Below are 24,345 nucleotides of genomic sequence, written 5' to 3' on the forward strand. Positions count from 1 at the left end.
AGCGCGCCAGTCGGGAGGCTCGGCTCAGCTCTCCCAGTCGATGGCGGCCCGCCCCGTGACCAGTCCACGGATCTCGGCCGCCGCAGCCTGGTGGTCCGGGTGCACCTGGTACACGTCGAGACCGGCGAGGTCGTCGAAGGTCGCCACGACGGCGACGTCCTGGTTCTTCCCCGGGTAGGCGACGTTCTCGACGACCTGCAGCGAGCGGATCGACGGGACGACCCCGATCAGCCCGTGCAGCAGTTCGCGGATCCGCCCGATGGACGACGCGCGGTCGAGGTCTTCCCGGAGGGTCCACGAGACGACGTGCTGGATCATGCGGAGGCTCCCGCCTTCTCGAGGGCGCGGACGAGACGGTCCTCGTCGACACGCCAGTTGCTGTGGACGCGGCCGTCGACCAGCACCACGGGGATGTCCTCGGCGTACTCGAGCCGGAGGGCGTCGTCGTCGAGGATCGAGCGCTCCGTGAGCGTCACGCCGGGATGGGCAGCGACCACCCGCTCCACGATCGGTCGTGCATCGTCGCAGAGGTGGCATCCGGGCTTGGTGAGGAGCGTCACGGCTGGCATGGGATCAGCGTAGCCCCGACGGTTCCCGGCCCGGGAACAGCGAAAGCCCCGGCGAACCGGGGCTTCTGCGGCAAGTCTCGCGACTTACTTCTTGTTGCGACGCTGGTGACGCGTCTTGCGAAGGAGCTTGCGGTGCTTCTTCTTCGCCATGCGCTTGCGACGCTTCTTGATGACAGAACCCATGTGGACCTCGCTCGGACTGATGCTGATGTACGGACACCGGGCCGATGAAGCCGCGGAAAATCAACCTGCCCGATCCTACCGGAGGGCCGCTGTGATGTCGAACGCGCTCTCAGGCGGAGGACTCAGCCGACGTCGGCGATGCCGCCGCGCAGGACCTCGGCGACTGCCGACTCCGGGACGCGGAAGGAACGGCCGAACCGGATCGCGGGGAGTTCCCCGGCGTGCACCATGCGGTAGACGGTCATCTTCGAGACGCGCATCATCTCGGCCACCTCAGCGACGGTGAGGAAGCGCACGTCGTCGAAACTGCCGGTCATGATCCGCCTTCGGGGCACGCGCTCGACCGAACGCGGAGGTTGGTGTGACCTGAGTGGTCTCTGGTAACTGTAGAGGCGGGTGATACCCGGTGTCCAGGGCGACGCGTCAGTCCTCGTCGGAGCGTTTCGTGAACCGGCGACGCGAACTCTCGACGACCCGTTCCCAGCCCTGCTGCGCCCCCGAGAACGCCGCCGTGGCGCGGTGCGACGCCTCGGCCATGACGCGCCCGAGTTCGGTCCCCACCTCGACCGTGGCCTTGCCGGCGACGCCGTTCCGACGGACGGAGACCGGCTGCCCGTCGGGCGTCCATGCGGTGGTCGCCGGCGTGCCGTCGGCGTCGACCGCGCCGGTGAACGGCGCCACCCAGTCCTCGATGTGCAGGAGTGGTTCCGGGTCGAGCCGGTAGTAGCGGTGCTGTCCTTCTTCGCGCGAGGTCACGAGGCCGATGTCACGGAGCACGCGGAGGTGCTTCGAGACGGTGGGCTGGCTGACCCCGAGCTTCTCGACGAGCTGGCCGACGCTGAGTTCCCCGCCGGTCGCGTCGGCGCCGTACGCCGTGAGGAGCGCGCCGAGCAGTTCCCGCCGCGTCGGATCGGCGACCACGCTGAAGATGTCGGCCATGGGGAAAGGCTAACCGGCCGGGCACGGATGTACCATGCGATGCGTCCCGCCCATGTCCTCGGAGGCATACGATGCTCGACCGCACGGAGCCGCCGACCGTCTCGACGGGCGCTTCCCGCAGACGCGTGTCACGGATCGCCACCGTGCTGCGCTCCTCGCCGTCGCGCCTGGCGATCCTGGTCTTCGTCGCGCTGATCTTCGTGTTCACGGTGCTCTTCATGACGCCGATGGCCGCGGCCGACGGGCGGTCGACCCACTTCGCGGACTCGCTGTTCACCGCGGCGTCGGTGGTCTGCGTCACCGGGCTCGCGACCGTGGACATGGCGACGCACTGGTCGGTGTTCGGCAAGACCCTCGTCGTGATCGGCACCCAGATCGGCGCCGTCGGCGTGCTGACCTTCGCGTCGATCCTCGGGCTGTTCGTGACCCGGAAGCTCGGGCTGCGCGCGAAGCTGATGGCCGCGGGCGACTCGAACCCGCTCCGCACGCACCACGGCGCCGTGCCGGAGGGACAGGCGGTCCGGCTCGGCGAGGTCGGCACGCTGCTCGCCACCGTCGCGGTGAGCACGCTGTCGATCGAGATCGTGCTCGGCCTGCTGCTCCTGCCGTCGGTGCTCATCGCCGGCATCCCGTTCTGGAGCGCGGTCGGCGACTCCTTCTACTACGCGGCGATGGCCTTCACGAACACCGGGTTCGCACCGAACGCCAGCGGCCTCGACCCGTTCGCGCACGACTACTGGTTCCTCTCGCTGCTCATGGTCGGCGTCGTCGCCGGGTCCATCGGCTTCCCGGTGATCCGGGCGCTCACGAAGCAGCTCCGCACGCCCCGGAAGTGGCCGATCCACGTCAAGCTCACGCTGGCGACCAGTGCCGTCCTGCTCGTCGGCGGTGCGATCGTGTACATCTCGCTCGAGGCGTCGAACCCGTCGACCTTCGGCCAGGAGGGCGCCGGGCGGACCGCCTTCCAGGCGCTCTTCCTCTCGACCATGACCCGGTCGGGCGGCTTCTCGCTCGTCGACTTCGACCAGCTGAACGGGTCGAGCCTGCTGGTCACCGACATGCTCATGTTCATCGGCGGCGGCTCGGCCTCGACCGCCGGCGGCATCAAGGTCACGACGCTCGCGGTGCTGTTCCTCGCCGCCGTCGCCGAGGCTCGCGGCCGCGCGAGCATGGAGGCGTTCGGCCGCCGCATCCCGAGCGACGTGCTCCGCGTCGCCGTGGCCGTCGTCCTCTGGGGCGCCACGATCGTCGCGGTCGCCACGATCGTCCTGCTGCAGATCACCCACGAGTCGCTCGACCGGGTGCTGTTCGAGGTGATCTCCGCCTTCGCCACGTGCGGCCTGTCCTCCGGCATCTCCGGGGAGCTGCCGGAGTCCGGCAAGTACGTCCTCGCCGCGACGATGTTCCTGGGTCGTGTCGGTACAGTGACCATCGCCGCAGCCCTGGCCGCCAGCCAGAGCCGGCAACTGTTCCGCCGTCCCGAGGAGAGGCCGATCGTTGGCTGACCGAACCCGCCCGCAGCACCCGTTCGGTGCCGTCAGCCACGACGCCCCGGTGCTCGTCATCGGCCTCGGCCGCTTCGGCGCCGCCACCGCCGGGCAGCTCGAGCGCCAGGACCGCGAGGTGCTCGTCGTCGACACGGACGCCGGCCTGGTCCAGAAGTGGTCCGACCGGGTCACGCACGCGGTGCAGGCCGACGCCACCGACATCGACGCGCTCCGGCAGATCGGCGCGCAGGACTTCCCGATCGCCGTGGTCGGCACCGGCAGCGACCTCGAGTCGAGCGTGCTCATCACCGCGAACCTCGTCGACCTCGGCATCCCGCAGATCTGGGCGAAGGCGATCAGCCGCTCGCACGGCACGATCCTGTCCCGGATCGGCGCGAACCACGTGGTCTACCCGGAGCGCGAGGCCGGTGAGCGCACGGCGCACCTGGTCTCCGGCCGGATGCTCGACTTCATCGAGTTCGACGACGACTTCGCGGTCGTCAAGATGTTCCCGCCACGGGCGGTCCGCGGCAAGGACCTCGGCACCACCGCGATCCGGACCCGCTTCGGCCTGACCGTGCTGGGCATCAAGCCCCCGGGCGAGGCCTTCGTCCCGGCCACGCCGGACAGCGTGATCGGTGAGCACGACGTGATCATCGTGTCCGGCTCGACGACGGCGCTGGAGCGCTTCGCCGCTCTGGAGTAGACCACAGGCCGCCTGGGCCCACGCCGCCGGTCCCTGGCTGACGCGCCAGCGGCAGACAGGCCGTGCCGGTGGGGAGAGGCCCGGTGCCGGCTGGCACCGAGCCTCCCGTCCGGTCTGTGGTCTGGTCTAGAGCTTCGACAGCTCCTCGGCACGCGCGATCGCCGCGTCGGCGGCACGCCGCAGGGTGTCGGCCAGGTCCGCCTCCCGCAGGACCGCGACCGCGCGCTCGGTCGTGCCCTTCGGGCTGGTCACGGCCCTCCGGAGGTCCGCCGGCTCCTTGCCGGAACGCTCGAGCAGCGCGACCGCACCCCGCACGGTGCCCTGCACCATCGTCTCGGCCTGCTCGTGGGTGAAGCCGAGCGCCTCGGCCGCGCGCTGCCACTCTTCCACGAAGAGGAAGACGTACGCCGGACCGGAGCCGGACACCGCGGAGAGGGCGTCGAGCTTGTCCTCGGGGACCTCGATCACTGCGCCGGACACGTCGAACAGGCTGGACGCGAGCGCGACCGCCTCGGTGTCCGCCGAGGCGCCGCCGCTGATGCCGGTGACGCCGTGGCCGACGCCGATCGGGGTGTTCGGCAGGGCTCGGACGACGCGGACGGAGTCCGGCACGCGGGCTTCCATCGCGGCCGTGGTGACCCCGACGGCGACGCTGACGACGACGGTGCCCGGTGCGAGGTCGCCGGCGATCTCGTCGAGGACGTCACCGATCGCGAACGGCTTCACCCCGAGCACGACGATGCCGGCGCCACGGACCGCAGCGCGGTTCGCATCCGGTTCGGTGTCGCTCGCGTGGGCGTCGAGTCCGCGCTCGCGATGGGCGGCGGCGGACGACTCGGACTTCGTCGTGATGACCACGGTGTCGGGTGCCAGACCGGCGGCGAGGAGGCCGTCGAGGACCGCGCCGGACATGGATCCGACGCCGACGAGGGCGGTGCGGGGCAGTTCGATCGTCATGGCCCGACCCTACCGAGGGACCTGCCCGTAGGATCGGGCAGCAGATCAGGAGACAGGGGTCACAGTGAGCGCTTCCGGAGGCAACCGGGCCATCCTCGCCGCACTCGGCGCGAACGTCGGCATCGCGATCGTGAAGTTCATCGCCGCCGCGATCAGCGGCTCGGCATCGATGCTCGCGGAGGGTGTGCACTCCCTCGCGGACTCGGCGAACCAGCTCCTGCTGCTCCTCGGTGGACGGCGCGCCCGACGTGCCGCCGACGAGGAACACCCCTTCGGCTACGGGCGCGAGCGCTACGTGTACGCCTTCGTCGTCTCCATCGTGCTGTTCTCCGTCGGTGGCGTGTTCTCCCTGTACGAGGGCATCGAGAAGTTCGCGCACCCGCACCCCCTCGAGAACTGGTGGCTGCCGCTGCTCGTGCTCGTCATCGCGATCGGGCTCGAGGGCTTCTCACTCCGCACCGCACTGAAGGAAGCGGCACCGCACAAGGGCTCGCTGTCGTGGGTGCAGTACGTGCGCCGAGCCAAGGCCCCCGAGCTCCCCGTCGTCATGCTCGAGGACACCGCGGCCCTGACCGGCCTGGTCTTCGCGTTCTTCGGGGTCGGCCTCACCGCGCTGACCGGGAACGGGGTGTTCGACGCGATCGGCACCGTGCTCATCGCGGTGCTGCTCATCGCGGTCGCGCTGGTCCTCGGCATCGAGACCAAGAGCCTGCTCGTCGGGGAGGGAGCGACGGCGGCGGACGTGACGAAGATCAAGGCGGCCGTGCTCGACGGTCCCGAGGTCGAGTCGATCATCCGCATCAAGACCCTCTACCTCGGCCCGGAAGAGCTGATGGTCGGCGTGAAGGTCGCCGTCGACGGGGACCGACGACTCGGCGACGTCGCCGCCGGGATCGACACCGTCGAGCAGCGCGTGCGTGCCGCCGTGCCGATCGCCCGGGTCATCTACGTCGAGCCGGACGTGCTCCGCACCGGACCGCGTCCGCCGACCGAGGCGATCGTGATCCGCGCGGCCGACTAGCGCCGTTCCGCGGAGCAGTGCGGAGCGGCGACTAGCGCCGTTCCGCGAAGAAGTCGTCGAGCAGGGCGGCGCACTCCGCCTCGAGCACACCCGCGACCACCTCGGACCGGTGCGGCAGACGACGGTCCCTGGCGATGTCGTAGACGCTGCCGGAGGCTCCCGCCTTCGGGTCCCACGCGCCGAACACGATCCGCGGGACCCGTGCGGCGAGGATCGCCCCCGCGCACATCGGGCACGGCTCGAGCGTGACGACGAGGGTGTGCCGGTCGAGGTGCCAGTCCCCGGTCACGGCGGCCGCGGCACGGAGGGCGAGCACCTCGGCGTGCGCCGTGGGGTCCTGCGTGGCCTCACGCTCGTTCCGGCCGGTGGCGACCACGCGGCCCTGTGCGTCGAGGACGACGGCCCCGACCGGCACGTCCCCGGTCGCGAGGCACGCCCGGGCCTCCTCGAGCGCCAGTGCCATCGCGGACACGTACGGACGCCCGGCCGGGTGCGTCGAGCGTGTCGTGTCCACGGGTCCTCCGGTCTGGTCGGGTACCGCCCGCGACCGCTGGTGGGCACGCGGCACGGTACGCTCGACCCTATGCGAGTCCACGTCGCCGACCACCCGCTCATCACCCACAAGCTCTCGGTGCTCCGCGACCGGACCACACCCTCCCCCACGTTCCGGGCACTGACCGAGGAACTCGTCACGCTCCTCGCGTACGAAGCCACCCGGAACGTCCGCGTCACGGCGACCCCGATCTCCACGCCGGTCGCGCAGACCATGGGCGTCTCGATCGCGAAGCCGCGCCCGCTCGTCGTCCCGATCCTCCGCGCCGGCCTCGGCATGCTCGAGGGCATGGTCAAGCTCGTCCCCACGGCGGAAGTCGGGTTCCTCGGCATGGCGCGCAACGAGGAGACCCTCGAGCCGCAGACCTACGCGGAGCGCCTGCCGGACGACCTCTCGAACCGCCAGTGCTTCGTGCTCGACCCGATGCTCGCGACCGGGGGCACCCTCGCCGCCGCCATCGACTTCCTGTTCGACCGCGGCGCCGAGGACGTCACCTGCGTGTGCATCCTCGGGGCACCCGAGGGCCTCAAGGCCGTCGAGGAAGCCGTGGGCGACCGCGACGTCACGATCGTGCTCGGCGCCCTCGACGAGCGCCTCGACGAGAACGGCTACATCGTGCCGGGCCTCGGCGACGCCGGCGACCGTCTGTACGGACTGGCCGAATAACACTCCTCCGCCCTCGACCGTCCGGGCGGACGGTTGACAGCGACTTGGTATACCGCGGATACTCGTCGTCATGACTGCAACCGTGTCCCGCGTCCTCTCCGAGGCGTGCTCCCTCTCGGGGGCAGTGGGGACCGCCGGCACGATGATGCCGGCGATGGCCGTCATGCGTTGTCGAATGTGTGCCTGATCGGCACCCGTTCCAGCCGGATCCCCCGCGACACCACCCCCGTCGCGAGCGCGTGATCCCCGGGTGACGACCACCGACGACGCGCACTTCACGTCACGAGGTCGTTCCCCGCACCCCCGGGTCAGCCCCGGTCCTCCCCAGCAGGACCGCAGGGCACATCGGCGCACCGCCGATGCGACGTCACCGTACCCGGGCCGACGCATTCGACACCGGCCGCACTGCGAGAGCAGCCGCGACCACATCGCCCGGAGAACCACCATGTCGCTCACCATCGCCCAGCCCCGCACCAGCCTCCGCACCGCTGCTCCCGCCCCGATCGACCTCGGCGCAGTCACCCCGATCCGGCCCCGCCGCGACGCGGCACCGTCGCGGGCCGTGCAGCCCGAGCGCACCGAGATCCCGACGAGCCCGGTCGTCGCACCGCAGCGGAACCGCGCACTGCCGGAAGGCACCGAGGCCCGCGGCTTCGCCCTCTACGTCGGCATCGACGAGGAGAAGGCCGCAGCGGCCGGCACGACCCTCGCCGCGGTGGTCGAGCAGCTGAAGGCGCTCACCGCGCAGCTCGTCCCCGCCGCCGAGACCTACGCCGCGGTCGCCGTGGCCGCCGAGGGCTCCGGTGGCCGTGACGTCGACGTCGTCCGGCTCGCGCTGCAGGACCGCTCCGCCGTCGCCGCACGCAAGCAGGCCGAGAAGCCCGAGCCCGAGGAGACCGGCGTCGTCATCGACATCTCCCGGAAGCGTGTGACGCTCGACGGTGAAGCCGCTCCCCTGACGTACAAGGAGTTCGAGCTCCTGCAGTTCCTCGTCCTCCGCGAGGGCCGCACGGTCGACCGCACCGCCATCATCGACGGTCTCTGGTCCGACGGTGAGGACGAGACCCCGAACGAGCGCACCATCGACGTGCACGTCCGCCGTCTGCGCTCCAAGCTCGGTGCGTTCGAGGAGATCGTCCGCACGGTCCGCGGGGTCGGCTACCGCTTCGACCGGCACGCGGACGTCGCCGTCCGCTACGCGTCGACCCCGTCGCCCGACCTGTTCTGAGCACCGCAGGCCGCGCATACCGGCCTCTTGGTGAACTCGCAGCGAACGTCGGCGGTTCCGGCTAGCGCCCGTTATCCGTTCGTTATACAGTCGGTGGTGCAGACGGTGTTTGCTGTGGCACCGGCTGCGGAATGTGATTGCAGGACACTCTTGGTGCAAGGGAGAGGGCCGGTCGCTCGTTGAGCGGCCGGCCCTCGTCCGTGTCCGGGGTCCGGCAGGCGCGTTGCTCGGTCCGAGTGTCCGACGCCCTCGGTAGGGTGGAAGACCACCGGACCAGAGGGAGCTCCACCGTGAACGACGAGGCGCGCGGCACCGACGGTGCCCGGACCGACGCCCACCGCAGCGAGAAAGCGGTCGCAGTCGGTGCCTGGGAAGCCCTGTTCCGGGCACAGGTCACGGTGATGCGGAACCTCAACACCGAGTTCCCGGGCGGCGAGATCTCGTTCAACGAGTACGACGTCTGCTTCAACCTCTCCACGCAGCCCGGGCGGCGCTGCCGGATGCGTGACCTCACCGGCCACCTCCTGCTCACCCAGCCGAGCGTCAGCCGTCTGGTCGACCGACTGGCCGCACGCGGCATCGTCGAGAAACAGCCGGACCCGACCGACGCCCGCGGCGTGATCGTCGCGCTCACCGCGCACGGGTTCGACGTCTACCGCGCCGTCGCCGTCCAGCACGCCGCGAGCATCGCCGCGCAGGTCAGCGCCGGACTGAGCGACAGCGAGCTCCGGACCCTGACCGAGCTCTGCACGAAGCTCCGTGTCGCCGCTGCCGACATCCCCCCGGTGCGCCGCACCGTCGCCGTCCAGACCGACCCGGCGCCCGTGTGACCGGCGCCCTCGTCTGGCTCCGCGACGACCTCCGGCTCGCGGACAACCCGGCACTCCGCGCGGGGATCGACCACGGCGGCGACCTCACGGTGGTCTACGTCCTCGACGACGACAGCGACGGCATCCGGCCGCTGGGCGCCGCTGCCCGGTGGTGGCTGCACCAGTCGCTGACCTCGCTCGACGCCGACCTGCGGGCCCGCGGGTCCCGGCTCGTCCTGCGCCGGGGCGCGGCCGCCGACGTCATCCCCCGGCTCGTCGCCGACACCGGCGCGGACGGCGTGTTCTGGAACCGCCGGTACGGACCGGTCGAGCGCGACATCGACGCGGGGATCAAGTCCGCGCTGACCGACGCCGGCACCGAGGCGCACAGCTTCGCGGCGACGCTGCTCTGGGAACCGTGGACGGTGCTCAACGGTTCCGGTGAGCCGTACAAGGTGTTCACCCCCTTCTGGCGCGCGGCGCAGGCGATGCCCGAGCCACGGCACCCGCTCCCGAAGCCACGGGAGCTGCCGTCACCCTCGTCCGCCGACAGCGACGACCTGGCCGACTGGGCGCTCCTCCCGACCGCCCCGGACTGGGCCGGCGGACTCCGTGACGCCTGGGATCCCGGCGAGCACGGTGCGGCGAAGCTCCTCGAGGAATTCGTCGAGAACGCCCTCGAGGACTACGACCAGCGCGACGAACCCGCGATGGCCGCCACGAGCGACCTCTCCCCGCACCTCCGCTGGGGCGAGATCAGCCCGTACCAGGTGTGGCACCGGCTGCACGGCAGGCTCGAGCCGCACCAGCGGCAGCAGGCGCCCGCGTTCCTCCGGCAGCTGGCGTGGCGCGAGTTCAACTGGAACGAGTACTTCCACTCGGAGCAGCTCGCCACCGTGAACGTCCGGCGGGAGTTCGACGCATTCCCCTGGCGCACCCCGTCCGACGACGAACTCCAGCGCTGGTACCAGGGGCGCACCGGGTTCGACCTGGTGGACGCCGGCATGCGCGAGCTCTGGAGCTCCGGCGCCATGCACAACCGCGTCCGCCTGGCCGCGGCGAGCTTCCTCGTGAAGAACCTGCTCGTGGACTGGCGCGTCGGGGAGCAGTGGTTCTGGGACACCCTGGTGGACGCCGACGCCGCGAACAACCCGGGCAACTGGCAGTGGGTCGCCGGCTCCGGGTTCGACGCGGCGCCCTACTTCCGCGTGTTCAACCCGGACCGCCAGCTCGAACGCTTCGACAAGCACCGCGAGTACGTCCGCCGCTGGGTGCCCGCCGACGAGGACCGCCCCGAACCGATGGTCGACCTCCGCGAGACCCGCCAACGAGCCCTCGACGCCTACGACAGGATGCGCCGCGCATGACGACCACCAGCCCGGAGACCATCGCGCGGATCGACGAGCTCTTCCGGGAGCGTGTCGAGCGCGGTGTCGCCCCGAGCACCGTGTGGGGCGTCTTCGACGCGGACGGCCTCGTCGCGTCTGGCGGCCACGGCGACCGCGGGGACGGCCGCGCACCAGACGCCGACACCGTCTACCGGATCGCCTCGTGCACGAAGAGCATCACCGCGGCCGCGCTCCTGACGCTCGTCGCGGCAGGCCGGGTCTCCCTCGACGCCCCGATCACCGACTTCGTGCCGGCGTTCGCCGACGTGGCACTGCCGACGCCGGACGCACCGATCCCCACGCTCCGGATGCTCCTGACGATGTCGGCGGGCTTCCCCACCGACGACCCGTGGGGTGACCGCCAGGAGTCGATCTCCGACGACGAACTCGACGCCGTCCTGCGGGCCGGGCTGCTGTTCGACTCCGTCCCGGGCACCGGCTTCGCGTACTCCAACCTCGGCTACGCGCTGCTCGGACGTGCCGTCGCGGTCGTGGCCGGGCGCCCCTTCGTCGAGGTCGCCCACGACGTGGTCCTCGAGCCGCTCGGTCTCGACGACACGGTCTTCGCGGCGGCCGACGCCCGCGGGTACGTCGTGACCGGTGCCCGCCCCTTCGAGGGCACCTGGGAACCACTCCCCTTGAGCAGCCCCGGCGCGTTCTCCCCGATCGGCGGCCTGTTCTCCACCGTCACCGACCTGGCTCGCTGGGCGCGACACCTGTCCTCGGCGTTCGCGCCGCTCCGTGCGCCGGGGTCCGTGGCCGAGGACGGCCCGGTCTCCCCCGCGGACCGCCGCCTCATGCAGCAGGCGATTCGGGTCATCCCGACGACGGTCCCCGGTTCCGGCCGGCCGGTCGGCTACGGCTTCGGGCTCTTCGTCGAGCAGGACGCCATGTACGGGCCGATCGCCTCGCACTCCGGCGGCTACCCGGGCTTCTCGGCGCACATGCGGTGGTCCGTCCGCTCGGGCCTCGGTGTCGTCGCGTTCGAGAACGCCACGCAGGCGAAGGTCTCCGTCGCGACCGAGGCCGCGCACGACCTGCTGCTCGCGGCCGACGTGCGGACCCGGCCGGCGCCCGTGAGCGTCCTCCCCGAGACGCGAGCCGCGCAGGCGGCCGTGTCGCGCCTCCTGGCCGGGTGGAGCGACGACCTGGCGGACGCGATCTGCACACCGAACGTGGCCATGGACGTGCCGTACGACCGGCGACGCGCCGCGATCGCCGCGGCGGCCGCCGCCGTCGGCGCCGACCTCGGTGCCGCGCCCGTCGCGGAGGCGTCGACGACGCCGACGCACCTGCGCTGGTGGCTGCCCGGCACCGCTGGACGGCTCCGGGTCGAGATCCGACTCGCTCCGCTCGCATCCGGGCGCGTCCAGACCCTGATCTGCACCGCGGAGCCCGTCGAAGCCGAAGGCTGACGCGCCGCGGGTCCGCCCCGCGACCGCCGCACGACCGGCACACGACCGCCCCGCGACCGCCGCACGACCGGCGCACGACCTCAGACCGGCGGCCGCCCGCCGACGAACCCGAGCGCGCGAGCGGCGACCCGCGTGCCCTCCCGCGCGGCGGCCCCGACCCGCACCGGGTCGGTGGCCCAGGCACGGATGAAACCCGCCGCGAACGCGTCGCCGGCGCCGATCGTGTCGACGACCGTGGCCGCCGTGGCGGGCACGCGTTGCGGGGTCCGCCCCGGCCGTCCGACGAGGACACCGTCGTGCCCGAGCGTGACGACCACGAGCGGCACGGCCCGGGTCAGGATGCGGGTGGCCTCGACGACGTCGGGCGCTCCCGTGAGTGCGAGCGCCTCGGCCGCGCCGGGGACGAGCAGGTCCACCCCGGCGATCGCGTCGAGGAACGCGGGGCCGCCCACGGCCCGGACCACCGCCGCCGACGACGGGTCGAAGGACACGCGGGCCGGCCCCGAGCGAGCGCGGGCGACGAGGGCCGCCAGGCGTTCCACCCCGCCGGCGCCGAGCATCGCCTCCCCCGTGAGGTGCACGATGTCCGCACGGGCGACGAGCTCGTCCGGCACGTCGTCGGCGGTGATCAGCGAGCTCGCCGCGCCGTCGGACATCGACGTCCGGGCGCGCGCGTTCCGGACCGACACGACGACCCCGGTGGAGGTGCCGGCGTCGTGGTGGATGTGCGGCCGGACGCCCGCGTCCTCGAGCGCGCGGGCGTGCCGGTAGACGTCGTCCACCCCGACGCGCCCGACCAGGTCGACCTCGGCGCCGAGCCAGCCGAGCCAGGTCGCCGTGTTCCCCGCGGCCCCTGCGGGGCGGTGCCGGATGGACGCGGCCGGGTCGTGGTCGCCCGGCCCGGTGGCCCGGGTCTGCACGAGCACGCCGTCCAGCACGTCGCCGATCACCAGGAAGCGCTTCCCGACGCCGCGGCGACGGCCCGCGACCGCCCGTCCGCCGGCCGCCTCCGCGGGACGTGACGGGGGCACGGAACGCTCGGACGGCAGGGACATCCTCGGCAGTCTACGTGAACCCGAGGAAATCTCCACTTTGCGGAGTGAGCCTGCACCCCTCTTCAGATCACGGATGCGATGCGGACTCCCAGCCCGGCGCCGGACTCTGCCGGTAACATTTTTCATGATTGTGTTCTGATCCACCGCACGGCCGGAGACCCCATGCCCCGCAAGCCCGATCCGACCCTGAAGCCGGCGATCGTCGCCAAGGTCGCCCAGCACCTGCAGGACACCAAGCTCGAAGACGTCTCGGTCCGCAGCCTCGGCCGCGTCCTCGGCACCAGCGCGTACCCGATCGTGTACCACTTCGGCACCCGTGAAGCCCTCATCGACGCCGTGGTCGAGCACCTGGCGGAGCGCACCGCGACCGTCGCACTCGACCCTGACGCCGACGACCTCGGCCTCGCCGCCTACCTCGTCGCCGTCTTCGGCGGCCTCGACGACCCGGAGCGCTCCCTCGCGGCGCGGCTCACCTTCGAGCTCGGGTCGGTGGAGTCCCTCGACGGGCGGGACCGCGAACACGTCTTCCACCGCGCGCAGGTGGCCGCCATCGCGGCCTGGTGCACCACCCACGGCTACGGCGCCCGCGACGGGGAACGAGCGGCCCGCGGCGCGGTCCTCGCCGCCCGTGGCGCGCAGTGGGGCACCATCGTCGACCGCGAGCACACGGACATCGACGCCGTCCTGCGGGCGGTGGCCGACCGGCTCGTCTCCGGCGCGCGGTTCGCCACGGCCTGATGCGACGGACCGGGCGCCCGGTTCGCACGGCCTGACGGTGACGGACGTGCGGTGGGCGCGACCACGAACGGACGGGAGGCCCGGTGCCAGCTGGCACCGGGCCTCCCGTCCGTCAGGTCAGAGCGTTCAGAGCGTGACGAACGACTGCGACTTGGCGTTCGCGAAGCGAGCCGCGACGTTCTCCCAATCGACGATGTTCCACACGGCCTTGACGTAGTCCGCCTTGACATTGAGGTAGTCGAGGTAGAAGGCGTGCTCCCACATGTCGAGCATGAAGATCGGCACCAGGCCGAACGGCACGTTCGCCTGCTGGTCGAACAGCTGGAAGGTGGTGAGCTTCTGGCCGACGGTGTCCCAGGCGAGGACGGACCAGCCGGAGCCCTGGATGCCCGTGGCGACGGCGGTGAACTGGGCCTGGAACTTCTCGAACGAACCGAAGAACTCGTCGATCGCAGCGGCGAGCTCGCCCTCCGGGACCTTCGTGTCCGGGCCGAGGTTGGTCCAGAAGATCGAGTGGTTGACGTGACCGCCGAGGTTGAACGCGAGGTCCTTCTCGAGCTTGTTCACGTTCGCCAGGTTGCCCGACTCACGGGCCTCGGCGAGCTGCTGGAGCGCGGTGTTCGCACCCGTCACGTAGGTCTGGTGGTGCTTGTCGTGGTGCAGCTGCATGATCTTGCCGCTGATGTGCGGCTCGAGTGCGGCGTAGTCGTACGGCAGCTCCGGCAGGGTGTACTCAGCCATGTGAGTTCCTTTCGATCAGTGGATTGGCGGATGGTGCTCCGCGGCTCACGAGAGCCGGGAACGATCGGTGAGGGAGTGGAATTCCCGGTTGTGGTAGACCAGCGGCTCGCCCCGTTCGGAGCCGAGCACGATGTCCAGGACCTCGGCGACGACCACGGTCGAACTGCCGATCGGCGTCGTGGAGAGCGGACGGCATCGGAGGGCGGACGCGGCGGACGGCAGGTAGCGGTCACCGGAGGGCAGCGTGCCCCAGATCGGGTCGTCGGCCGCCGGGCTGCCGGTTGACGCGAAGCGCTTGGCCAGGGCGACGCCGTGCGAGTCCATCAGGTGCACGACGAACAGCGGGGCTCCGAGGACGATGCCGGCCGACCCGGACTGGGTGGACAGCGAGAAGACCAGGACGGGCGGGTCGATCGCGACGCTCGCCACGCTCGAGGCGGTGAGCCCCGTCGGGCCGTCGGGCCCCTCGGCGGTGATGACGGCGACGCCGGCGGGGTGACCGCGGAACGCCGACTTGTACGCGTCCGCGATGGTGGCCGGTGCTGCTTCGGGCATGGGAGTCGTGGTCGTTCCTCGTTCGGGAGTGGGTGACCCGCTGTCCTGGCGGGCATCTCCCAACGTAGGACCTCAACCTATGTTGAGGTCAACGATTCCCAGGTTCGCCTCATCCCGGGCGTGCCGGATGACGCCGTGTGACGCGGAGCGGCGGCGTCGCACGGTGCGGGGTGCGGCACTTCAGCGCCGCCGGAGCATCACGACGGCGCCGGCAGCGGCGACGACCATGAGCACCGCGGCGACGCCGGACGTGATCGTCACGCCGGAGTCGAACGCCGCCCGCGCCGAGTCGAGCAGCGCCTGACCGGCCGACCCGCCGAGCGAGGTCGCCGCGGACACCGCACCACCGAGCGTCTCCTGCGCCGCCGTGTGGGCCGAGGACGACAGCCCGCTCGGCACCGACACGTGCGCCCGGTACGCGGTCGCGAGGATCGTCCCGAGCACGGCCGTCCCGAGCACCGCACCGATCTCGTACGCGGTCTCGGACACGGCCGAGGCCGCGCCGGCCTTGTCCGCCGGGGCGGTCGAGATGATGAGGTCGTTCGTGACGGTCTCGGACGCGCCGATCCCGATGCCGAGCAGCACGAACGCGAACGCCAGCGCCACGATCGACGCGTGGTGCCCGAGCACCGCGACCATCCCGTACGCGGCCGCCGAGAACAGCAGCGCGACGGCGACGACCCAGCGCGGTGCGACCCGGGCCACGATCGGCACGACGACGAGTCCGGCGACGATGGTCAGCACCGACCCGGGGACCAGCACGACGCCCGAGGTGAAGGGGTCGAGCCCGGCGACGAGCTGCAGGTGCTGGGCGATGAAGAACAGGAACCCGGTCAGCGAGAACATCGCCGCCATGTTCATCAGGACGCTGCCCGTGAACGCGGTGCTGCGGAACAGCCGGAGGTCGAGCATCGGGGTGCGGGTGCGGAGCTGCCGCCGCACGAAGGCGACGCCGCAGAGCACGCCGACGGCGACCATCGCGATCGCGAGGCCACGCTCCTCCGGGTGCACGATCGACTTGATCGCCCAGGCGATCGGCGCGAGGGTGCCGAGCGAGAGCAGCATGCTCGGGACGTCGACCGGCCCTGGGTTCCGGTCGCGGGACTCCGGCACGCAGAACGGCACGCCGACGAGCATGAGCACGAGGATCGGCACCGCGACGAGGAACACGCTCCCCCAGTGGAAGTGCGCGAGCAGCACGCCGCCGACGAGCGGGCCGAGGGCGTTGCCTGCGGCGAACATGGTCGACCAGACCGCGAGTGCCATCCGACGCTCCCCCGCGTGCGGGAACACGTTCCGGATGATCGACAGCGTCGCGGGCATGAGCATCGCACCGAACACGCCCATGGCGATGCGGGCGGCGACGAGCATCCAGGCGTCGGTGGCGAAGGCCGCGGCGACCGAGAGCAGCGCGAACCCGCTGGCACCGATGACCAGGATCTTCCGGCGCCCGATGCGGTCACCGATGCTGCCCATCACGACGAGGAGCCCGGCGAGCACGAGCGGGTACGCGTCCACGATCCAGAGCTGGGTGGTGGCGTCCGGGTCGAGGGCGCGGGAGATCGAGGGCAGCGCGAAGCTCAGGATCGTGTTGTCGATCGAGATGAGGAGGACGGGCAGCATCAGCACGGCGAGCGCCAGGAACCGTCGCGCCCGACTCGTGGTGACACGGGTGGCGATCGGGCTGGTGAGGAGTGCGGACATGGTGGTGCTCCACGGACTTCGAGGGTGTTGCTCCGGGCGCGGAAGTCGTCACGCCGCCCGGCAGGACCCGTCTACTGTACCGTCTGGACGGGTAACGTTGCAAACGCAACAAGGAGACGGCCGGGAGGCTCGCGACGACGCCGCCACGAGCCTCCAGGCCGTCTCCTGTCCCCCTCCAGGGCCCGCGGTCGCTAGGCGGACTCGCGCAGCAGCAGACGGTGGCGCACCGTGCGCTGCACGGTCGGACCGTTGCGCGGGAGCTCGCCCGCGAGCATGCCGAGGGCGAGGTCGAGCGCCTCGCGGGCGACCTCGTCGAGGTCCACCGCCAGCGTCGTGAGCTGCGGCGAGACGAGCGCGCCGAGCGGCAGCCCGTCGACGCCGACGACCCGCACGTCACCGGGGACGTCGACGCCGGCGCGACGGCAGGCCTGCAGCACGCCGAGCGCCATCACGTCGTTGAAGGCCAGGATCGCGTCGAGCCGACGCTTCCGGCCGAGGATGCGGACCGTCTCCTCGGCCCCGCACTCGGCGGTGCCGTGCGGTGCGTGCACGACGTCGGGCAGGTAGCCACGGCGGCGGAGCGCATCCGTCATGAGGACGCCGCGCACGCTCGTGTGCTCCGGCGAGGAGTTGTCGAGGACGACCGGGTGACGCACGCCGGTGGCGACGAGGTGGTCGGCGAGGACCTCGATCCCGTCGCTCGGGTCGATCCAGACCGCGGCGGTCGGCGGGTCCGAGGAGGGGTCGAGCTCGACCATCGGGACCGTGCCCAGCAGGTCGTTCCAGCGCTCACGGCGGTCCCCGAAGTACCCGATCACGACGTCCGTCTGCGCACCGAGCGCTGCGACCATCCGGTCCGGGTCGCTCGCCAGGTCGACGTCTGCGAGCATCACGTTCCAGCCCTGCTCGGCGGCGAGCTGGAACACCGAGGCCGCGAGCTGCGGGGTGTACGGGTTCCTGAGGTCGTTGACCACGAGCCCGAGCTGGTGATCGCCGCCGGTGACGAGGCCCCGGCCGAACCGCGACGGCCGGTAGCGGAGCTGCTCCGCGACCGCGAGCACCCGTTCCTTCGTCGCGGCGCTGATGCCGGTCATCCCGTTCATCGCACGGGTGACGGTCTGCCGGGACACCCCGGCGGCCGTGGCGACGTCGATGATCGTCGCCCGGCCGCCGGGGGTGTGGTCGCTGACCTGGCCGGCGCTGCCGGCGCCGGTGGCGTCGGTTGCGCCTGTGGCGTCGGTCAGTCGCGGAGGTCCAGCCATGCCACCTGTTCCGGAGTGAGTTCGACGGAGAGCCCCGTCATGGAGGAACGGGCTTCCGCGATCGTACGCGGTCCGAAGAGCGGGAACGTCGGGAACGGCTGGTTGAGGACGTACGCCAGGGCGATCGCCGTCGCCGGGACGCCGAACCGCGCACCGAGCTCGGACGCCCGGCGCAGGCGCTCGAAGTTCTCGTCGGAGTAGTAGCAGCGGACGAGCTCGGCGTCGCTGGTGTCCTCTGGCGTCGCACGGCCGGTGAAGAAGCCGCGGGCCTGCGACGACCACGGCAGCAGCGGCACCTGACGCTCCTCGAGCCACGCCTTCGACGCCGCGTCCGTGACGTGGCGGCAGCCGGCCCACGGCACGTCGTACGCCTCGGCCAGGCCGAAGTGGTTGCTCAGGACCTCGAACTCGTGCTTCCCGTTGGCGCGGGCGTACGCGTTCGCCTCGTCGAACCGGGCGAGGCTCCAGTTCGAGCCACCGTAGACACGGATCCGGCCGGCGCGACGGTGCTCGTCGAGGACGTCGACGAACTCCCCGACGGGGATGTCCTCGTTGTCGCGGTGCATCATGTAGATGTCCGCGTAGTCGGTGCCCTGGCGGTCGAGGCTCTCCAGGAGCTGGCGGCTGAGGGACTCCGGGTCGCAGTACGGGGTGTGTGCGCCCTTGGTGATGACGACCACGTCCTCACGGATGCCGCGGTTCTGGATCCACTTGCCGAGCCGCCCTTCGAGCACCCCGCCGCCGTAGATGTAGCCGGTGTCGAAGACGTTGCCGCCCTGCTCGACGAACAGGTCGAAGATGGCGCTGGCGTGCGCCAGGTCGGGCTGGTTGTCGACGCCCATCACCAGACGGGACATCCGCTTGCCGACGCCGGGGATCTCCCCGAACCGCATCGGGTTGCCGTCCTGCACGGCCAGCGGGCGGCCGCTCACCGTGGGGATGTCCGCGGCCTCGGCCTCGAACGGGTAGCGCAGGTCGATCGCGGCGCGCCACTTGTCGAGCGTGCGGGCGGTGGCGAGCGACTCGTCGACCGTGTACTCGGGCACGTCCACGCGACCCGCAGCGAGGGCCGCGGTCGTGGCGTCGGCTTCGAGCGCGTACGGCTTCGCACCGGCGAAGGACAGCGTGCGCGGGTCCTCGTCGACGGTGCGGATCTCGATCGTCGGGTCGTCGCCGAGGGTCCACGGGTCGGTGAGCGTGATCTTGCCGGTGGTGCCGTGCACCGTGACGGCGTTGTCGTCCTGCACGCGGACGCCGGTGCGGACGTCGGCGGTGATGCCGCCCTTGTACGTCAGCGTCGCGGTGGTCCACTCGTCGACGCCGGTCGGCCCGAGGGTCCCCGCGGCGGTGAGCTCGGTCGGCTCGGCGACGGCGACACCGGTCGCGGCCTGGACGATCGCAGCCGCCATCGTCACCGGGTAGCCGCCGACGTCGAGGATGCCGCCACCCGCGGTGTCGACGTCGAACAGTCGACCGGTCCGGGACCCGGCGCGGAACGCGAACGACGCGTCGATGTGGGTCACGTCGCCGATCGCGCCCTGGCGGACGAGGTCGAGGAGCGCGGCGGTCTGCGGGTGGAAGCGGTACATGTACGCCTCGACGAGCGGGAGCCCCGCCTGCCTGGCGGCGTCCGCGAGCGCCATCGAGGTGCCGTGGTTCGGCGACAGCGGCTTCTCGCAGAGGACGGCCTTGCCCGCGGCGAGCGCGGCGAGCACGAGGTGCGCGTGCCCGGTGTGCACGGTCGAGACGTAGACGGCGTCGACGTCCGGGTCGGCCAGGACCTCGTCGTAGGTGCGGGCGGCGACGTCCGCGAAGCCGTGCTCGACGGCGTCGTCCGCGAAGGCCTGCGCCCGCTCGGTCGAGGAGCTGCCGGCGGCGACGAGGGTGGCCCCGGCAGCGCTCGCGGGCAGCTGGGAGAGGAAGCGGCGGGCGATGCTGCCCGGCCCGAGGACGGCCCATCCCGGGGTGTCGTGGGTGGCCCCGGTCGGGGTGCCTGCGGTGGTCGCGGTCTGCGCTGACATGCGGATCCTGTTCGTCTCGTGAACCTTCACGGTCACGACGACGGTAACGCGCCCGCCCCGGTGCCGCAACGCAATCGTTGCTTGACACGGCGTGTCGGTCAGAGCATGCTCTGATCCACTTCGTGAGCGTTCACGGTCGAGCGTTCACGGCAACCGATCTCAACGACGAGAGCAGGTCCAGAAGTGACAGCAACGCCATCGATCAGTCTCAGCCGGCGGGGGTTCCTCGCCGGCGCAGGTGCCCTCGGCGCCGCCGCCCTCCTTGCCGGGTGTTCGACCGGCACGTCCATCTCGAAGGACCCCGACGAACTCGTCCTCTGGTACTGGAACCGGTCGCTCGACCCGAAGTTCCTCAAGCGGGCCGCTGCCGGGATCGACGGGCACCGGCCGATGCGCCTCCGCCCCGATCTCATCGGCGGGGCGTCGTACGACACGAAGTTCCGGACCGCGCTCGCCGGCAACGCGTTCATCCCCGACGTGCTCATGGTCAACTCGAACTGCTGGCTGTACTTCCCCGACGAGGACCTCTTCACCGACTTCGACGAGCACGGGGGCACCGCGAAGAAGAGCGAGTACTACGACTGGAAGCGCGCCCTCGGCACCACCCCGAGCGGCCGGCAGTGCTTCTGGCCGGTCGACACCGGGCCCACCGGGTTCTTCTACCGGCAGGACGTCCTCGCGAAGGCCGGACTGCCGACCGACCCGGACGAGGTGTCCGCCTCGATCACCACGTGGGACGACTTCCGGAAGCTCGGCGCGACGCTCCGCAAGAAGGCCGACGTCGCGACGGTGATCACCGCGAACCAGCTCTTCAACCAGTACGTCTACGCCAGTCCCACCCGGTACTTCGACCGCGACGACCAGCCCGTGTTCGAGCGGGACGACAGCAGCATCCGCAAGGCGTGGGAGAACGCCGTCGCGTGTGCGAAGTCCGGCGTGACCGGCAACCTGCAGTCCGGCACCGACCAGAACGCCGGGTGGGTGTCGGGCCGCGTGGCGGGGCAGATCGAGGGCGCCTGGTGGACGCAGGTGATCCACGACACCGCGCCGGACTCGTCCGGGCAGTGGCGGATCGCACGCCAGCCGGAGCGTCCGGGCAACAGCGGCGGCTCGTTCCTCGCCGTCCCGAAGACGTCGAAGAACCCCGCGGCCGCCGTGGCCTTCGCGCAGTGGATCACCTCCCCCGAGGTGCAGTCGCACACCTACAACGACATCCAGCTGTTCCCGTCGACGCCGTCGTCGTTCGAGAACGGCCTGATGCAGAACCCGGGGGACTTCTTCGGTGACCAGGACCCGCTCGGGTTCTTCAGCGACACCGCGATGGACGTCCCCGTCACCTACATCTCGAACAACGAACGCTTCATCGGCGCCTTCGCGACCGAGATCACCAACGTCGAGGCCGCCGGCAAGGACCCGGACCGGGCCTGGCAGGACGCCGTCGACCAGACCAACCGTGTCCTCGAGAAGCGCGGGGTCGCCGCATGAGCACCAAGCAGGCCCCGCCCACGACGAGCATCCCCGCCGTCGTCGGGACGCCCACCTCCTCCATCACGACCGCTGCCACCGGGAAGCGGTTCGGTCTCCGTCGGTTCTGGCCGCAGTACGTGGCGATCGCGCCGTTCTACGTCCTGTTCCTCGTCTTCGGGCTCTTCCCGATCGTGTTCTCGATCGTGCTGTCCTTCACCGACTGGGACGGCATCGGCGCGCCCGCGTGGGTCGGGTTCGCGCAGTACGAGTACCTGCTCGGCGACCCGCGCTTCTGGAACGCCGTCGCGAACACGTTCCTCATCTGGATCATGTCGACGATCCCGATGCTCTTCCTGGCGCTCGTGCTGGCGTTCCTGCTGCACGGGAACATCCGCGCGAAGGGCTTCTACCGGGTGGCCTTCTTCATCCCGAACGTCACGAGCATGGTCGCGATGGCGATCGTGTTCGGCTCGGTCTTCTCCGACGGCTTCGGCCTGGTGAACGCCGCGCTCCGGACGCTCGGCGCCGACCCGGTCGGGTGGCTGTCGTCGTACTGGGGCATCAAGGTCACGATCTCGGTGATGGTGATCTGGCGCTGGACCGGCTACAACGCGATCATCTACCTCGCCGGGCTGCAGTCGATCCCGACGGAGCTGTACGACGCCGCGAAGGTCGACGGCGCGAACACCTGGCAGATCTTCTCCCGCATCACCGTCCCGCTCCTCCGGCCGGTGATCCTGTTCACGCTCATCACGTCCACGATCGGCGGGCTGGGGCTCTTCACCGAGCCACAGATCCTGTTCAACGGCGGTTCGGTCGGTGGCCCGGACGAGGCCGGCATGACGATCGTGCTCTACCAGTACGAGCAGGCGTTCAACCAGTTCGACTTCGGCTACGGGTCGGCGATCGCCTGGGTGCTGTTCCTCTTCTCGGTGGTCTTCGCGATCATCAACTGGCGCCTGCTCAGCGAACGCGACGGCCTGAAGACACCGAGGCGTCTGCGGACCGCGCGCACCGTCCGTCCCGTCCGCTCGACCACGAAGGGGGTCGACGCATGACCGCGACGCAGCCCACCACCACGACCACGAACACCGCCGCCGCCCTCGGGCGCCCCGGTGCCGCCGGAGACGACCGGCGCCACGGCTTCCGCCGCGGCTGGGTCGGGACGCTCGTCACCCACGTCTGACTGGTGGTCGGGGTGGTGCTCTCGATCTTCCCGTTCTACTGGCTCCTCGTGATGTCCACGTCGACGAACGCGGAGATCTTCGGGTACCCGCCGTCGATGTGGTTCGGCAGCAACGCGATGGCGAACGTCGCGTCGGTGTTCGCGAACGTGGACATGCTCCGGGCGCTGCTGAACACCGTGATCGTCGCCGGCAGCACCGCGGTCCTCGTGATGGTGTTCGACTCGCTCGCGGCGTTCGCGTTCGCGAAGTACGAGTTCCCGTTCAAGCGGTCGCTCTTCACCGTGATGCTCGCCACGTTCCTCGTCCCCGGCAGCCTGTCCCTGGTGCCGAGCTTCGTGTTGATGTCGCACCTCGGGTGGATCGGCGGGCTGCAGGCGCTCATCGTCCCGGGAGCCGCGAACGCGTTCGGGATCTTCCTCCTCCGGCAGTTCGCGACCGGGTCGATCCCGAACGAGATCATCGACTCCGCCCGGGTCGACGGCGCCGGGTTCTTCCGGACCTGGTGGTCGATCGCGGTGCCGATGCTCCGCGGTGGCCTCGCGTTCCTCGGGATCTTCACGTTCATCACCGCCTGGAACGACTACGTCTGGCCGTTGATCGTGCTGATCGACCCGAAGGGGCAGACGCTCCAGGTGGCCCTCGCCGGGCTGAGCTCGGTGAACGCCACCGACCTCGGCGCGGTGATGGCCGGTGCGGTGATCAGCGTCTTCCCGCTGATCGGGGTGTTCATCATCGGGTCGCGGCACTTCATCGCGAACATCGCGGCCGGTGCGCTGAAGGGCTGACGGTGCGGGCGGCGGGGCAGTGCGTCCCGCCGCCCGGCACTCCCTAGACTCCCCCTATGGCAAGTGCTCGCGACCGCGTCCTCGACAGCTTCGTCGCCATCGTCTGCGAAGAGGGCGAGCGCACCGCCACCCTCGACGCCGTCGCCGCGCGGGCGGGGGTGTCCAAGGGCGGCCTGCTCTACCACTTCGGCTCGAAGGCGGCCCTGGTCGAGGGACTCTGCGACCGGCTCGCCGACCTCTCCGCGATCGACGTCGACCGGATGCGGGACGCCGAGGACGGCCCCGCGCGGTACTTCGTCCGCAACTGCCAGTTCGTCGGCAGCGAGCTCGACCTGGCGCTCCTCGCCGCCAGTCGGCTGCAGCAGGCCGGGTACGAAGAGGCCGGCCGCACCCTCGACGAGACCGAGAACGCCTGGCTCGCGACCCTCGTCGACGCGCTCGGCGACGCCCCGACCGCGCAGGCGATCAAGCTGATGGGCGACGGTCTGTACCACGCCGCCTCGCTCGGAGCGGCGAGCGACGTCCGGCCCGACCGCGCGACCGTCGACATGGAGTCACTCCTGGTCGTGGTGGACCGACTCGTGTCCACGAAGCCCGCTGCGTGAACCAGCACACCCCTGCCTGGGGATAGACTGGGGGCGATCCACCCGCCTGATCTCCGGAGGTACCACTGTGGGCCGCGTCATCGCCGCTGTTTTCTCGATCCTGCTCCTGCTGGTGTCGATGTACCTGTTCGGCGTCGCGTTCCAGGTGAGCTCGGGCCAGGCATTCGTCTTCCTGGGCGGCGTGCTGCTCATGTCGCTCTCGTTCTTCCTGCCGATCCACGTGTTCGGCAAGCGCTGAGTCAGCGCACCTGAACGGGCCCCGCACCTCTCGGTGCGGGGCCCGTTCTGCGTCCGGGCGCCGTCG

At 71.1% G+C, this 24,345-nt stretch carries 28 protein-coding genes; 15 read left to right on the top strand and 13 right to left on the bottom strand.

Going from position 1 to position 24,345, the window contains the following annotated elements:
• Positions 1-24: 24 nt before the first annotated feature.
• The 5 genes from EDF27_RS06630 to EDF27_RS06650 form a co-directional block, all read right to left on the bottom strand.
• Positions 25-318 (bottom strand): Dabb family protein, encoded by a 294-nt coding sequence (locus EDF27_RS06630; RefSeq protein ID WP_123655513.1) that lies wholly within the window; start codon positions 316-318, stop codon positions 25-27.
• Positions 315-569 carry a glutaredoxin family protein gene (locus tag EDF27_RS06635; RefSeq protein WP_123655514.1) on the bottom strand — a complete coding sequence of 85 codons (255 nt, stop codon included), beginning with the start codon at positions 567-569 and terminating at the stop codon, positions 315-317. Before EDF27_RS06635 ends, EDF27_RS06630 begins: the two co-directional genes overlap by 4 nt.
• Positions 570-653: 84 nt before the next feature.
• Positions 654-752 (bottom strand): AURKAIP1/COX24 domain-containing protein, encoded by a 99-nt coding sequence (locus EDF27_RS06640; protein WP_003792170.1) that lies wholly within the window; start codon positions 750-752, stop codon positions 654-656.
• Between the two features lie 122 nt (positions 753-874).
• Complete coding sequence (locus EDF27_RS06645; RefSeq protein WP_111080648.1) at positions 875-1,069, bottom strand: helix-turn-helix domain-containing protein; 195 nt, start codon at positions 1,067-1,069, stop codon at positions 875-877.
• Positions 1,070-1,175: 106 nt separating this feature from the next.
• On the bottom strand, positions 1,176-1,691 hold the full coding sequence (locus EDF27_RS06650; RefSeq protein WP_123655515.1) for a metalloregulator ArsR/SmtB family transcription factor: 516 nt from the start codon (positions 1,689-1,691) through the stop codon (positions 1,176-1,178).
• Positions 1,692-1,762: 71 nt separating this feature from the next.
• Here EDF27_RS06650 and EDF27_RS06655 point away from each other — a divergent pair, with 71 nt between their 5' ends.
• Positions 1,763-3,196, top strand: coding sequence for a potassium transporter TrkG (locus EDF27_RS06655; protein WP_123655516.1), 1,434 nt, complete (start codon positions 1,763-1,765; stop codon positions 3,194-3,196).
• Complete coding sequence (locus EDF27_RS06660) at positions 3,189-3,884, top strand: TrkA family potassium uptake protein (RefSeq protein ID WP_185017394.1); 696 nt, start codon at positions 3,189-3,191, stop codon at positions 3,882-3,884. The genes EDF27_RS06655 and EDF27_RS06660 overlap by 8 nt, the downstream gene beginning before the upstream one ends.
• 126 nt (positions 3,885-4,010) lie before the next feature.
• On the opposite strand, the gene proC is transcribed toward EDF27_RS06660, so the two are convergent.
• Entirely contained in the window at positions 4,011-4,841 is an 831-nt protein-coding gene (gene proC, locus EDF27_RS06665) for a pyrroline-5-carboxylate reductase (RefSeq protein WP_132047865.1), read from the bottom strand.
• A 64-nt stretch (positions 4,842-4,905) separates the two neighbouring features.
• Here proC and EDF27_RS06670 point away from each other — a divergent pair, with 64 nt between their 5' ends.
• Positions 4,906-5,862, top strand: a complete 957-nt coding sequence (locus EDF27_RS06670; protein WP_132047867.1) for a cation diffusion facilitator family transporter — start codon at positions 4,906-4,908, stop codon at positions 5,860-5,862.
• Between the two features lie 31 nt (positions 5,863-5,893).
• Here the strand turns inward: EDF27_RS06670 and EDF27_RS06675 are convergent, their stop codons facing one another.
• On the bottom strand, positions 5,894-6,325 hold the full coding sequence (locus tag EDF27_RS06675; protein WP_123655986.1) for a nucleoside deaminase: 432 nt from the start codon (positions 6,323-6,325) through the stop codon (positions 5,894-5,896).
• Positions 6,326-6,445: 120 nt separating this feature from the next.
• On the opposite strand from EDF27_RS06675, the gene upp reads away from it, so the two are divergent.
• From upp to EDF27_RS06700, 5 genes are all read left to right on the top strand, one after another.
• On the top strand, positions 6,446-7,081 hold the full coding sequence (gene upp / locus EDF27_RS06680; protein ID WP_123655519.1) for a uracil phosphoribosyltransferase: 636 nt from the start codon (positions 6,446-6,448) through the stop codon (positions 7,079-7,081).
• Between the two features lie 445 nt (positions 7,082-7,526).
• A complete protein-coding gene (locus EDF27_RS06685) occupies positions 7,527-8,309 on the top strand; it encodes a winged helix-turn-helix domain-containing protein (protein ID WP_123655520.1) in 783 nt (260 codons plus the stop codon).
• A gap of 290 nt (positions 8,310-8,599) precedes the next feature.
• Positions 8,600-9,139: a MarR family winged helix-turn-helix transcriptional regulator gene (locus tag EDF27_RS06690; RefSeq protein WP_132047869.1), complete on the top strand. Its 540-nt coding sequence runs from the start codon at positions 8,600-8,602 to the stop codon at positions 9,137-9,139.
• Positions 9,136-10,485, top strand: coding sequence for a deoxyribodipyrimidine photo-lyase (locus tag EDF27_RS06695; protein ID WP_123655522.1), 1,350 nt, complete (start codon positions 9,136-9,138; stop codon positions 10,483-10,485). The genes EDF27_RS06690 and EDF27_RS06695 overlap by 4 nt, the downstream gene beginning before the upstream one ends.
• Entirely contained in the window at positions 10,482-11,921 is a 1,440-nt protein-coding gene (locus EDF27_RS06700; RefSeq protein ID WP_132047871.1) for a serine hydrolase domain-containing protein, read from the top strand. The genes EDF27_RS06695 and EDF27_RS06700 overlap by 4 nt, the downstream gene beginning before the upstream one ends.
• Before the next feature lie 80 nt (positions 11,922-12,001).
• On the opposite strand, the gene EDF27_RS06705 is transcribed toward EDF27_RS06700, so the two are convergent.
• A complete protein-coding gene (locus tag EDF27_RS06705; protein ID WP_165931382.1) occupies positions 12,002-12,976 on the bottom strand; it encodes a PfkB family carbohydrate kinase in 975 nt (324 codons plus the stop codon).
• Positions 12,977-13,138: 162 nt separating this feature from the next.
• Between EDF27_RS06705 and EDF27_RS06710 the strand changes: the two genes are divergently transcribed.
• Positions 13,139-13,714 carry a TetR/AcrR family transcriptional regulator gene (locus EDF27_RS06710; RefSeq protein WP_123702268.1) on the top strand — a complete coding sequence of 192 codons (576 nt, stop codon included), beginning with the start codon at positions 13,139-13,141 and terminating at the stop codon, positions 13,712-13,714.
• Positions 13,715-13,840: 126 nt separating this feature from the next.
• Here EDF27_RS06710 and EDF27_RS06715 read toward each other — a convergent pair whose 3' ends face one another.
• The 5 genes from EDF27_RS06715 to EDF27_RS06735 form a co-directional block, all read right to left on the bottom strand.
• Positions 13,841-14,455: a superoxide dismutase gene (locus tag EDF27_RS06715; protein WP_123655526.1), complete on the bottom strand. Its 615-nt coding sequence runs from the start codon at positions 14,453-14,455 to the stop codon at positions 13,841-13,843.
• A 45-nt stretch (positions 14,456-14,500) separates the two neighbouring features.
• Positions 14,501-15,010, bottom strand: coding sequence for a flavin reductase family protein (locus tag EDF27_RS06720; protein ID WP_123702266.1), 510 nt, complete (start codon positions 15,008-15,010; stop codon positions 14,501-14,503).
• Between the two features lie 180 nt (positions 15,011-15,190).
• Positions 15,191-16,714 (bottom strand): MFS transporter, encoded by a 1,524-nt coding sequence (locus EDF27_RS06725; protein WP_132047875.1) that lies wholly within the window; start codon positions 16,712-16,714, stop codon positions 15,191-15,193.
• A 191-nt stretch (positions 16,715-16,905) separates the two neighbouring features.
• Positions 16,906-17,976, bottom strand: coding sequence for a LacI family DNA-binding transcriptional regulator (locus EDF27_RS06730; protein WP_132047877.1), 1,071 nt, complete (start codon positions 17,974-17,976; stop codon positions 16,906-16,908).
• Positions 17,955-19,997 (bottom strand): aldo/keto reductase, encoded by a 2,043-nt coding sequence (locus tag EDF27_RS06735; protein ID WP_132047879.1) that lies wholly within the window; start codon positions 19,995-19,997, stop codon positions 17,955-17,957. Before EDF27_RS06735 ends, EDF27_RS06730 begins: the two co-directional genes overlap by 22 nt.
• 183 nt (positions 19,998-20,180) lie before the next feature.
• Between EDF27_RS06735 and EDF27_RS06740 the strand changes: the two genes are divergently transcribed.
• The 6 genes from EDF27_RS06740 (at position 20,181) to EDF27_RS19610 (ending at position 24,279) form a co-directional block, all read left to right on the top strand.
• Positions 20,181-21,482 (top strand): extracellular solute-binding protein, encoded by a 1,302-nt coding sequence (locus tag EDF27_RS06740; protein WP_243698240.1) that lies wholly within the window; start codon positions 20,181-20,183, stop codon positions 21,480-21,482.
• Positions 21,479-22,522 carry a sugar ABC transporter permease gene (locus EDF27_RS06745; RefSeq protein WP_123655534.1) on the top strand — a complete coding sequence of 348 codons (1,044 nt, stop codon included), beginning with the start codon at positions 21,479-21,481 and terminating at the stop codon, positions 22,520-22,522. Before EDF27_RS06740 ends, EDF27_RS06745 begins: the two co-directional genes overlap by 4 nt.
• Positions 22,519-22,650: a hypothetical protein gene (locus EDF27_RS20230; protein WP_279433183.1), complete on the top strand. Its 132-nt coding sequence runs from the start codon at positions 22,519-22,521 to the stop codon at positions 22,648-22,650. Before EDF27_RS06745 ends, EDF27_RS20230 begins: the two co-directional genes overlap by 4 nt.
• Before the next feature lie 12 nt (positions 22,651-22,662).
• Positions 22,663-23,436: a carbohydrate ABC transporter permease gene (locus EDF27_RS06750; RefSeq protein WP_243698241.1), complete on the top strand. Its 774-nt coding sequence runs from the start codon at positions 22,663-22,665 to the stop codon at positions 23,434-23,436.
• Positions 23,437-23,492: 56 nt separating this feature from the next.
• On the top strand, positions 23,493-24,041 hold the full coding sequence (locus EDF27_RS06755) for a TetR/AcrR family transcriptional regulator (RefSeq protein ID WP_123655535.1): 549 nt from the start codon (positions 23,493-23,495) through the stop codon (positions 24,039-24,041).
• A gap of 67 nt (positions 24,042-24,108) precedes the next feature.
• Positions 24,109-24,279 carry a hypothetical protein gene (locus EDF27_RS19610; protein WP_165931383.1) on the top strand — a complete coding sequence of 57 codons (171 nt, stop codon included), beginning with the start codon at positions 24,109-24,111 and terminating at the stop codon, positions 24,277-24,279.
• The last annotated feature ends 66 nt before the right edge of the window (positions 24,280-24,345 follow it).

Origin of the sequence: Curtobacterium sp. PhB136, assembly GCF_004346855.1 — a bacterium.
In the GTDB taxonomy this organism is placed as follows: domain Bacteria; phylum Actinomycetota; class Actinomycetes; order Actinomycetales; family Microbacteriaceae; genus Curtobacterium.